Annotated in this window: 12 protein-coding genes and 1 riboswitch; of the genes, 6 read left to right on the top strand and 6 right to left on the bottom strand. The window is 38.8% G+C overall.

Going from position 1 to position 10,613, the window contains the following annotated elements; translation table 11 throughout:
- The 3 genes from AS180_RS22925 to AS180_RS19855 form a co-directional block, all read right to left on the bottom strand.
- Positions 1–233 (bottom strand): hypothetical protein (locus AS180_RS22925; RefSeq protein WP_139109247.1); only part of this gene is annotated, 233 nt, incomplete at its 3' end.
- 85 nt (positions 234–318) lie between these two features.
- Positions 319–474 (bottom strand): hypothetical protein, encoded by a 156-nt coding sequence (locus AS180_RS19860; protein WP_025909512.1) that lies wholly within the window; start codon positions 472–474, stop codon positions 319–321.
- A gap of 14 nt (positions 475–488) precedes the next feature.
- Entirely contained in the window at positions 489–752 is a 264-nt protein-coding gene (locus AS180_RS19855; protein ID WP_025909513.1) for a YtzC family protein, read from the bottom strand.
- A gap of 194 nt (positions 753–946) precedes the next feature.
- Here AS180_RS19855 and AS180_RS19850 point away from each other — a divergent pair, with 194 nt between their 5' ends.
- Positions 947–1,909 (top strand): tRNA modification radical SAM protein MnmL/YtqA, encoded by a 963-nt coding sequence (locus tag AS180_RS19850; protein WP_025909514.1) that lies wholly within the window; start codon positions 947–949, stop codon positions 1,907–1,909.
- On the top strand, positions 1,906–2,478 hold the full coding sequence (locus tag AS180_RS19845; RefSeq protein ID WP_025909515.1) for a tRNA 5-(aminomethyl)-2-thiouridylate-methyltransferase MnmM: 573 nt from the start codon (positions 1,906–1,908) through the stop codon (positions 2,476–2,478). Before AS180_RS19850 ends, AS180_RS19845 begins: the two co-directional genes overlap by 4 nt.
- A gap of 22 nt (positions 2,479–2,500) precedes the next feature.
- On the opposite strand, the gene AS180_RS19840 is transcribed toward AS180_RS19845, so the two are convergent.
- Together AS180_RS19840 and AS180_RS19835 are read right to left on the bottom strand one after the other, a co-directional pair.
- Positions 2,501–3,559: a tetraprenyl-beta-curcumene synthase family protein gene (locus AS180_RS19840; protein ID WP_025909516.1), complete on the bottom strand. Its 1,059-nt coding sequence runs from the start codon at positions 3,557–3,559 to the stop codon at positions 2,501–2,503.
- A gap of 31 nt (positions 3,560–3,590) precedes the next feature.
- Positions 3,591–4,367 (bottom strand): alpha/beta fold hydrolase, encoded by a 777-nt coding sequence (locus AS180_RS19835; RefSeq protein WP_025909517.1) that lies wholly within the window; start codon positions 4,365–4,367, stop codon positions 3,591–3,593.
- Positions 4,368–4,471: 104 nt separating this feature from the next.
- Between AS180_RS19835 and AS180_RS19830 the strand changes: the two genes are divergently transcribed.
- The 3 genes from AS180_RS19830 (at position 4,472) to AS180_RS19820 (ending at position 6,931) form a co-directional block, all read left to right on the top strand.
- Positions 4,472–4,993, top strand: coding sequence for a gamma carbonic anhydrase (locus tag AS180_RS19830; protein WP_025909518.1), 522 nt, complete (start codon positions 4,472–4,474; stop codon positions 4,991–4,993).
- Positions 4,994–5,231: 238 nt separating this feature from the next.
- Complete coding sequence (locus AS180_RS19825) at positions 5,232–5,762, top strand: phosphatase PAP2 family protein (RefSeq protein ID WP_025909519.1); 531 nt, start codon at positions 5,232–5,234, stop codon at positions 5,760–5,762.
- Positions 5,763–5,782: 20 nt separating this feature from the next.
- Positions 5,783–6,931 (top strand): glycosyltransferase family 4 protein, encoded by a 1,149-nt coding sequence (locus tag AS180_RS19820; RefSeq protein WP_062687390.1) that lies wholly within the window; start codon positions 5,783–5,785, stop codon positions 6,929–6,931.
- 38 nt (positions 6,932–6,969) lie between these two features.
- On the opposite strand, the gene metK is transcribed toward AS180_RS19820, so the two are convergent.
- Complete coding sequence (gene metK, locus AS180_RS19815; protein ID WP_025909521.1) at positions 6,970–8,172, bottom strand: methionine adenosyltransferase; 1,203 nt, start codon at positions 8,170–8,172, stop codon at positions 6,970–6,972.
- A gap of 134 nt (positions 8,173–8,306) precedes the next feature.
- Positions 8,307–8,424: riboswitch (SAM riboswitch) on the bottom strand.
- A gap of 272 nt (positions 8,425–8,696) precedes the next feature.
- Between metK and pckA the strand changes: the two genes are divergently transcribed.
- Complete coding sequence (pckA, locus tag AS180_RS19810) at positions 8,697–10,289, top strand: phosphoenolpyruvate carboxykinase (ATP) (protein ID WP_025909522.1); 1,593 nt, start codon at positions 8,697–8,699, stop codon at positions 10,287–10,289.
- Positions 10,290–10,613 lie beyond the last annotated feature (324 nt).

The raw sequence follows: 10,613 nt of genomic DNA, 5'->3' as shown, positions 1-10,613 counted from the left end.
TGGGACATAACAAAATGATTGCTTCTAAGAGACGAACAATAGCTGTTCCAATCTCTTTGGTTTGTCTGAACACGTTCGTTCCATTGCGCTACGGCCACTCGCTTTCCGCGGGGAGGAACCTGAGCTTCCTCGCTGCGCTGCGGGATCTCCGTTTTCCCTCTCTTTCCCGCAGGAGTCGAGTGTCCTACGCTCCATTCCCCCCTGTTTCCAACATTGTTTTCACAATCAACCAAAAAACCTGAACGATTAAAAGTGAGAAACTCTCAATCGTTCAGGTTTATCATTGGCTGAATTACTTATGTCCCAGCCTCTTTTACCTTATTTGGTTTTTGATTTATCGGGCTGTGCACGCTTGCTGTTACGAGCCTTTAACTCTTTTACTGGATCGAAATCTTTACCTACTTCAATATCGTTATTATTGATTCCATCTTTTGTCTTTTGCTCTGGATTATTCTGATTTGAACGAGTAGCCATCGCTATTTCCCCCCTTAATGTTCAGTTAGGATCATTTGATTTTGCGTTTGCTGAATTTGAAGGCGCATGCGATAAAGCTGTTCACGCTGTTGATCATTTGCGCTATGAGCAAGCTCTTCAAGTTCTTTATATGCATTTTCAAGGCCAAGCTGTGCTTTTGTATATTCTGTATCATTATAATGTTCTTGTTTCATGCCTTCAGATAATTGACTTTGCGCATATCGAAGCGCATCTTCACATTGCTGAAGAAGCTTATCTACTGATTGACGTGTTGCCATGATTATCTCCCTCCACACTCTTTAGTTTCAGATGTATTTTGCTCATCTTTGGACAAATTTACGACATATCTCTAGAAAAAATCATTTGTAAAATATAGAATTTCACATTGCCTTTGGAACTTTTCTTTTTTTCTGATACAATTTGATGTTGTATTTAAGACACGTACTGTACATAGATAAAGGAGGGTATTGACTTGAGTCAAGAAAACCCATTTCCATATAAAGCGGAGGATAAACGTTATCACACATGGAACTACCATTTAAGACAACACTTTGGTCATAAAGTATTTAAAGTGGCGTTAGACGGCGGATTTGACTGTCCTAATCGAGACGGAACCGTTGCATACGGTGGATGTACCTTTTGTAGCGCTGCGGGATCTGGAGATTTTGCTGGAAATCGCACTGAAAGCTTGACTACACAATTTAACAAGATAAAAGAAAAGATGCACCATAAGTGGAAAGACGGAAAATATATTGCTTACTTCCAAGCATTCACAAATACACATGCACCAGTCGAAGAATTACGCCAAAAATATGAAGAAGTTTTAGCATTACCAGGCGTTGTCGGATTATCCATTGCTACCCGCCCAGATTGCTTACCAGATGACGTAGTTGAGTATTTAGCAGAACTCAACGAACGTACGTATTTATGGGTAGAGCTAGGGCTACAAACGATTCATGAGAGTACTTCTGCGTTAATTAATCGTGCACACGACCATGCATGTTACTTAGAGGGTGTTGCAAAGCTTCGAAAGCATGGGATTCGCGTTTGTGCTCATATTATTAATGGCCTTCCTCTTGAAACTCAAGATATGATGATGGAAACTGCAAGGGAAGTAGCAGAAATGGATGTACAAGGCATTAAGATTCACTTACTTCATTTATTAAAAGGCACTCCAATGGTGAAGCAGTATGAGAAAGGCCTACTCAAATTTTTATCATTTGATGATTACATCAGCCTTGTGTGCAACCAGCTTGAAATTTTACCACCAGAGATGATTGTTCATCGCATTACAGGAGATGGCCCAATTGACTTGATGATTGGACCGATGTGGAGCGTGGATAAATGGAATGTATTAAACACAATTGACCAAGAGCTCAAACGTCGAGGTAGCTACCAAGGAAAATTCTTTGCAAAGGGTGTTTCAGCATTATGAAAATTGAACGCATTCTTCCTTTTGCTCGCACGCTGTTAACAAGTGCTGTTAACGAAGGTGATACGGTCATTGATGCGACCGTTGGAAACGGTCACGACACGTCATTCTTAGCAAAATTAGTGGGCGCAAGTGGACATGTATACGGATTTGATATCCAAGATGAAGCAATTCAAAATACGTCTGAACGATTGGCTAAACAAGGGATTGAACAACAAGTTACTCTTATAAAAGATAGCCATAGTCGTTTAAAAAAACATATTCCAACTCATTTACATGGTAACCTAACAGGTGCAATCTTCAATCTTGGATACTTACCGGGTGGAAATAAAAAAATTGTTACTCTCTCAACGTCCACCATTCAAGCGATTGAGCAGCTGATTGAACTATTAGCACCCGAGGGGATTATCGTACTTGTTATTTATCACGGACATGAACAAGGACAGATAGAACGTGATGATGTGCTTCATTATGTATCGAATCTTGACCAACAAATCGTTCATGTTTTACGCTACCAGTTTATAAACCAACAAAATAATCCGCCATTTATTGTGGCCATTGAAAAAAGATAAGCTTTTGCCATTTGGCAAAAGCTTATCTTTTTAACATTCGATATAATCGCCCGTTGACATAGAAGAAATAACTCAAAGACCCACCTGCTTTTATAAGTTTTTTAGCGCTTCGAGCTACTTCCTTTTGGCTCCGAACTTTTTGATCTGATAAATAAACACCAAGTAAACCTTGGTAAATAAAACGGTGAAAATGAGCATCTGGTAAATGTTGAGCATGCTCGCCAGACTTTGTGACAAAATGTAGAAATCGATTCATCATATCTTGATGATGAGGATAATAGAAGCAGAAGTTTAGATCTCCTCCTTCAACGTCTTCCTCTTGATCGATTAAATAATCTAACAAGATATGCAACCCTTGAATATAAGGAAAGTAACCATTGCGTACTTGCTCTGCATGTTGCACTGTAAAGCCTTTTGTAAAGCTATACGCAGCTAAACAAAAGATACCGAGCGTCGAACCCGAACATGCTGAAAATTCATACCATGACATCGATGGCAATGACTCCTTATGCTCTGAAAACCACTTCTCAAGCCTAGGTACACGTTCTTCTATCTTTACATGTTTATGTATCTGTAAGTCACAATAATAATTAGCCAATTCAATCAAGTACGGCGCTACAATAGCGTACTTAGGTGCTTTTTCCAGCGTCTGTTGACATGTCAGAACCAGCTCATTAAGATATCCACCGTCATCTTTATCATCTCTATAGCGGTAATAGTCTTTTAATGGTGCACCAGGTGTTAACGCGTCTGGCATAGATTCATGGAGCGCTGCAAAATCTTTTGGATCGAGCGAATTGCTGCGATCACACAAGTTGTCTAAATAGTCACTAATGGTCTGATACGCAACGATAAAGCGAATACAGGTTTTCATTTGTTCTTTTGCCAAAATGGCCAGTATACCTCCTCCTTCACAGTGAAAGGTTTTGGTATCAATGCTATCTAAAGCTTGCGTTCGCAGTTCCATATTTGGTATTTTTTCTGCTTTCAAACGCCACTGTTTCAGCTCTTCATGTACAGTTGGCATGATGCCTCGATAAATTTTCCCCATTAAAGAAAAGGGATGAGACGGTATCTTCACAGGTTCCCCACCTCCGTTGTTTCAAGCTTCGTCAAATATGAAGGTTCACAAAGCTATTTGCATATGTGAAAACATAGTCTCGTTCAGGTTCATTAAAAATTTCATGGTAAAGCTGAGGCCACTCTTTATAGATTTTTTCGCTTAGATCTACTTCGTCAAACCATTGCTTTACAATTAATTTTTCAATAATTTTATCCTCTCCCGCTTGCATAACAAGAAGTGGAACATCAGGCATCTTTTCAATATCACGAAATGCCATATTGATCGCTTCTACAAGCTCGCGATACCACCTAACGGAAACTTTTGTCACATACAATGAATCATTTTGGTCTTCGTCTCTTACTTCTGGATTTCTCGTTGCTTTCTCTACAGTTAAGCCTAAGTCAAACAGTTTCGTTGGCATTACTTTATTTAACCCTTTAGATAAAACGTCTAAATAAGCCGGAACTTGTTCTTTAAGTCCTAGACATGGCGATGATAAAATCGCTCCCCATATTGGTAAGTTCTTCAACTGGAGCGTTCGAATAACGGCAAGCCCACCCATGCTATGACCTAATAAAAAAATAGGCAAATCATAAGTTTGTGCTTCTTTTACCCAGTTTTCAATTTCATGTACATATTCGTCAAATGATAAGATATGTCCTCTTCTTCTTGTTGTTAGACCTTGTCCAGGAAGATCCCCCATCACAACATTCATGCCGACTGAACGCCACATTTCAACTAGCCAGCGGTACCGTCCTTGATGCTCAGCTGCGCCGTGAACAATGACTACCACACCTTTTGGATTTTCTGTTTCCCACTTACGCATTTGAGTTACTCCCTTTCATTTGCTATTTACCTGTTTAAAAAAACTATGTACACTTACATTAGAAGATTATTACTCTTTTTTCAACTAATAAAGGAGATGAACGCATGATTTATCCTTATAAAGGAAAAACACCAGCTATTTCACCCACATGCTATATCGCTGATTACGTAACGATTACAGGTGATGTCACGATTGGCGATGAAAGTAGCATTTGGTTTAATACTGTTATTCGCGGAGATGTTTCACCGACTATTATTGGAAAGCGTGTCAATATTCAAGAACAATCTACACTTCATCAAAGCCCTAATTTGCCGCTTATCATTGAAGATGATGTAACAATCGGCCATCAAGTTATTTTACATAGCGCACTTATTCGCAAAAATGCGCTGGTTGGAATGGGCTCAATTATTTTAGATGGAGCAGAAATTGGAGAAGGTGCATTTATCGGAGCCGGTAGCTTGGTCCCACCCGGTAAAAAAATCCCACCTCATACACTTGCACTAGGTCGCCCTGCTAAAGTTGTCCGTGAATTAACAGATGAAGATGTAAAAGATATGAACCGAATTCGCACGCAGTATGTTGAAAAAGGACAATATTATAAATCAATTAACCCGATTAACAGCTAATGCAACAAGCAGTGGTCAATGCCACTGCTTGTTTTTTTGTGTAGCGGCCTTACTTAGTATGCACTAAATAAATCCACACATTCTTTACACAATATTAGCACTAGCTCTACAAATATTTCTTACAATATAACATAGCGACTATACATTCGTTGAGAAACAAAAACATATAATTTTTTAACGTTTCATCGTCACCGATTACTTTAGCTATGAACATAATGGGCTTAAAGGAGGTTGCTATATGCGAACAAAACTAATTCGTCAAGTTTATGATTGGGAGTGCCACTTATTTCAAATTGTGAATAAACATTTCGACTTCAAGCCTCTCAACACTTTTTTTCGTACGATTACACATATCGGTGGTGCAACTTCAATGATTGGCCTAGCGCTACTCCTCATGCTATGTATTGATCGTGCATCTTTACCGCTTGCTTACGCATGCGCTTTATCTCTAGCAATCAGCCATATCCCTGTGGCGATTACCAAAAAAATTTATCCAAGAAAACGTCCTTACCTTCAATTAAAAGAAACAAAAGTATTGGATAATCCTTTACAAGATCATTCATTTCCATCTGGACATACAACAGCCATTTTTTCGTTTCTAGCACCTATCATGATTGCGGTACCTGTTTCAATTTTATTTTTATTTCCACTTGCTTTTTTAGTAGGAGTTTCGCGGATTTATTTAGGGCTCCATTACCCTACTGACGTATTTGCAGGCATGTTGTTAGGTATATTCTCTGGAATTATCGGTCTACAGTTGTTCTACTAAATCAAAATGGAGGTGGTAGGATGAGGATTGCATTGATATCAGATACGTTTTCTCCTGAGATCAACGGAGTCGCAAAAACATTAGAGCGCTTTACTTATTATTTATCTCGTCAACGAATTGACTATGAGGTTTTTGCACCTGAATCATCGTCCCCCACATTTAGTCCATTATCCATTAATCATTCATTAAGTATACCATTCTTTCTTTATCCACAATGTCGGTTTGCCTTACCGAATGTTATAAAGATGAAGAAAAAAATAAAGGAGTTCAATCCTACAATCATGCACGTTGCTACTCCTTTTTCAATGGGACTTAGTGGCATTCATGTGGCTAAAAAGCTTAGTATTCCTTTAGTTGGTTCTCATCATACTGACTTTGAACACTATCTTCCAAGCTACAAGTTAGGACACTTATCTCCTCTTCTGTGGAGATATATGAAATGGTTTTACGAACCGTTTGAAGAGATTTTTGTTCCCTCTCTTGAAACAAAAAAGCAGCTCTTAAATCAAGGCTTTAAATCTATATCTATCTGGTCTAGAGGAGTCGATCATCATTTATTTCATCCCTACTACGATAAATTTGATATCCGCATAAAATACAATATAAAAAAGCCTTATATCTTAACATATGTTGGACGTTTATCTCCTGAAAAAAACGTAGCATTTTTATTAAAGCTATCTCGCTTACTTCCTGACCATTTACGTCACCAAGTACAGTGGCTTATTGTTGGAGGTGGGCCTAGCAAGGAAGCGCTGCAGCAAGAAGCGGGTGAATCCATTACATTCATCGACTTCTTAGAACATGAGCATTTAGCTAAACTATATGCAGCTTCCGACCTATTCATATTTCCTTCTGAAACGGAGACCTTTGGTAACGTTGTATTAGAAGCATTATCCTGCGGTACGCCTGTTATTGCTGCTAATGCAGGGGGAGTAAAACATATTGTTAGCAATGAGAAGAATGGCTACCTCTGCACCCCGAATTCACTTGAAGAATTTATTGAATCCATTTGTACTTTGTTAGAGTCCTCCCAGCTTCGACTAAGGTTTGGAGACGCTGCTCGTCGCTATGCTCTTACGCAATCTTGGGATTCTATTTTTGACCAATTACTGCTTCGCTATGAAGCAGTCACTACTAAATCAAACAATGGGTTAGAATTTGTTCAATAAAAAAAAGTCGCTGTCTCTTTTGAGACAGCGACTTTTCATTATTTAGCTAAAGCTTCAGTTTTTAAAGCTTCTGCTTTATCAGTGAACTCCCAAGGAAGCTCAACATCAGTACGACCAAAGTGACCGTATGCTGCTGTTTGCTTATAAATTGGGCGTCTTAAATCAAGCATTTTAATGATACCAGCTGGACGAAGATCAAAGTTGTTACGTACTACTTCAACTAATACTTCTTCAGTTACTTTACCTGTTCCAAATGTATCAATAGAGATTGAAACTGGCTGAGCTACACCAATGGCATATGCAAGCTGAACTTCACAACGATCAGCTAATCCTGCAGCTACAATATTTTTCGCAACGTAGCGTGCTGCATATGCTGCTGAGCGGTCAACTTTTGTTGCATCTTTACCAGAGAATGCGCCACCACCGTGACGAGCATATCCACCATAAGTATCAACGATAATTTTACGACCTGTTAATCCTGCATCACCTTGAGGACCACCAATTACAAAACGTCCTGTTGGGTTAATGAAGTACTTCGTGTTCTCATCGATTAATTCTTGTGGAACAACTGGATTGATTACATATTCTTTTAAGTTACGTTGAATTTGCTCTAACGTTACTTCTGGATGATGCTGAGTTGAGATAACGATTGTATCAACACGAACTGGTTGATTGTTTTCATCATATTCAACCGTTACTTGCGTTTTACCATCTGGACGAAGGTAAGGTAAAATTTCTTCTTTACGCACTTCTGTTAAGCGACGCGCTAACTTATGAGCTAAAGAAATTGGTAACGGCATTAATTCTTTTGTTTCATTACAAGCGTAGCCAAACATTAAACCTTGGTCACCAGCTCCGATTGCTTCAATTTCTTCATCAGACATTGAACCTTCACGAGCTTCTAACGCTTGGTCTACACCAGCAGCGATATCTGGAGATTGCTCACCGATTGCTGTGATTACTCCACAAGTATCCGCATCAAAACCATATTTTGCACGCGTATAACCAATTTCTTTGATTGTATCACGTACTGTTTTTTGAATATCTACATAAGTAGATGTTGTGATTTCACCACTTACTAATACTAAACCAGTTGTTACGCTTGTTTCACAAGCAACACGAGCATTTGGATCTTCAGCTAAAATAGCATCAAGAATTGAGTCAGAAATTTGGTCACAAATTTTATCTGGATGCCCCTCTGTAACAGATTCTGACGTAAACAGACGACGTTGTGTTGACATCGGTTTTCCTCCTTTAAATATGATACATTGTGATACGGTACTCATTCCCTTATTGTGGTTCATTTACATTTTTTCAATATAAAAAACCTTTCCTTGTATCGAGGAAAGGTATCAAGTTCTGCATAAGCCTTTCACTCTTATCGATCAAGGTTTATTCCCTTGCATCAGGTTAGCACCTTATCACCTCTATGGAAATGGGTGATGGTTGCTGGGTTTCATAGGGCCTGTCCCTCCACCAGCTCGGGATAAGAGAGTATCCGTTCAAGGACATATCATACAGGAAAATGCTCTGTTATGTCAATAACATTCCTATGAAAATCACTTAAGGGTTGTATTTTCCTCCCCTATTATTTACAGAAACCTTTCACTAGTAAGATCATCTCACAAAAACGTTTTATGCTCTCTAAAACAAAAAAATTCGCAACATTTTAACATTTTCATTCGAATAGTATAGACTATTGAAAGTAATGTGTTATACTAATTGTACATTTAAACATCATTTTAAAAAAAGGAAGGTAGTGCACATGAGTACTGTTAATATGTCTATTGAATTAGCCAATCTCCTGGAATCTGAAAAAGTGAATCACCAACTATCTGTTTCTCAATTAGTCGAAAAGATTTTAGAGCGACAAGAAGGCGTATTGACTTCTACAGGTGCTATTCAAGTTGAAACAGGAAAATATACGGGTCGTTCCCCACACGATAAATTCATTGTAAGCGATTCCTTAACATCTCATACTGTTGAATGGGGAGATGTGAATCAACCGTTTTCATCTGAACGATTTGACGCGCTTTATAAAAAAGTATTAGAACATTTAAAAGAACAAAATGAGCTATTTGTGTTTAACGGCTATGCGGGCGCCGATGATAAATATCAGCTTCCAATCCAAGTCGTAAATGAATACGCATGGCATAATTTGTTTGCTCACCAACTATTTATTCGTCCAGAAGACACGAAGCTAAAAAGTGATGCTGAATCATTCTCAATTGTATCTGCTCCTACTTTTAAAGCTGTTCCAGACATTGATGGGACAAATTCAGAGACATTTATTATTATTTCATTTGAACGAAGAGTTGTTTTAATTGGTGGAACGGAATATGCAGGTGAAATGAAAAAATCTATTTTCTCAGTAATGAATTTCCTACTTCCTCAAAATAATATACTTCCTATGCACTGCTCAGCTAATGTTGGCAAAGAAGGTGATGTTGCACTATTCTTTGGACTATCTGGCACCGGAAAAACAACATTATCAGCTGACGCTACCAGAAGACTAATTGGTGACGATGAGCACGGTTGGTCTAGTACAGGCGTATTTAACATTGAAGGCGGTTGTTATGCAAAATGCATTCAACTATCAAAAGAAAAAGAGCCTCAAATTTTTAATGCCATTCGATTTGGAACAGTTTTAGAAAATGTTGTGATTAACTCGAATACTAGAATTGCAGACTATAATGATAATAGCTTAACAGAAAACACTCGTGCTGCTTATCCAATTCAAGCAATTGATAACACAATCTTACCGAGCGTTGCAGGACATCCTACGGCAATTGTTTTCTTAACAGCAGACGCATTTGGAGTTTTACCTCCAATTAGCAAACTAACAAAAGAACAAGCAATGTATCATTTCTTAAGTGGGTATACAAGTAAACTTGCGGGAACAGAGCGCGGAATTACTGCGCCACAGGCGACGTTCTCTACTTGTTTTGGTGAACCATTCTTACCTCTTCCACCTACAGCCTATGCTAAAATGCTAGGTAAAAAAATTGATGAGCATAACGTAAATGTTTATCTTGTGAATACGGGATGGACTGGTGGAGAGTATGGTGTTGGAGAGCGAATGAAGCTAGTTTACACACGCGCAATGGTTCAAGCAGCGTTAGAAGGAGAACTCATTAGCGTAGATACAGTTCAAGATCCTATCTTTGGACTTGAGATTCCTGCACATGTTCCTGGTGTCCCTGATGAAGTACTTCAACCAGTAAAAGCATGGAAGAATGCAAATTTATATGAAGAAAAAGCTCATCAATTAGCACAAAAGTTCACAAAGAACTTTGAGCGCTTTGCAAATGTAGCTCCAGAAATTTCACAAATGGGCGGACCGATTATTTCAAAATAATGAAGAGGCTGGGACATAAGTAATTCAGCCAATGATAAACCTGAACGATTGAGAGTTTCTCACTTTTAATCGTTCAGGTTTTTTGTTGATTGTGAAAACAATGTTGGAAACAGGGGGGAATGGAGCGTAGGACACTCGACTCCTGCGGGAAAGAGAGGGAAAACTGAGATCCCGCAGCGCAGCGAGGAAGCTCAGGTTCCTCCCCGCGGAAAGCGAGTGGCCGTAGCGCAATGGAACGAACGTGTTCAGACAAACCAAAAAGATTGGAACAGCTATTGTTCGTCTCTTAGAAGCAATCATTTTGTTATGTCCCAAACTCTTTTT

It is taken from the genome of Priestia veravalensis, assembly GCF_001457055.1.
Classification (GTDB): Bacteria; Bacillota; Bacilli; order Bacillales; family Bacillaceae_H; genus Priestia; species Priestia flexa.
Note: the sequence above shows the minus strand (reverse complement) of the source record. Positions and strands in the feature narration are given on the sequence as shown.

Coding starts and splice junctions, on each gene's coding strand:
- AS180_RS19860 (WP_025909512.1), bottom strand. CDS start 474: ATGGCTACTCGTTCAAATCAGAATAATCCAGAGCAAAAGACAAAAGAT.
- AS180_RS19855 (WP_025909513.1), bottom strand. CDS start 752: ATGGCAACACGTCAATCAGTAGATAAGCTTCTTCAGCAATGTGAAGAT.
- AS180_RS19845 (WP_025909515.1), top strand. CDS start 1,906: ATGAAAATTGAACGCATTCTTCCTTTTGCTCGCACGCTGTTAACAAGT.
- AS180_RS19835 (WP_025909517.1), bottom strand. CDS start 4,367: ATGCGTAAGTGGGAAACAGAAAATCCAAAAGGTGTGGTAGTCATTGTT.
- AS180_RS19830 (WP_025909518.1), top strand. CDS start 4,472: ATGATTTATCCTTATAAAGGAAAAACACCAGCTATTTCACCCACATGC.
- AS180_RS19825 (WP_025909519.1), top strand. CDS start 5,232: ATGCGAACAAAACTAATTCGTCAAGTTTATGATTGGGAGTGCCACTTA.
- AS180_RS19820 (WP_062687390.1), top strand. CDS start 5,783: ATGAGGATTGCATTGATATCAGATACGTTTTCTCCTGAGATCAACGGA.
- metK (WP_025909521.1), bottom strand. CDS start 8,172: ATGTCAACACAACGTCGTCTGTTTACGTCAGAATCTGTTACAGAGGGG.
- pckA (WP_025909522.1), top strand. CDS start 8,697: ATGAGTACTGTTAATATGTCTATTGAATTAGCCAATCTCCTGGAATCT.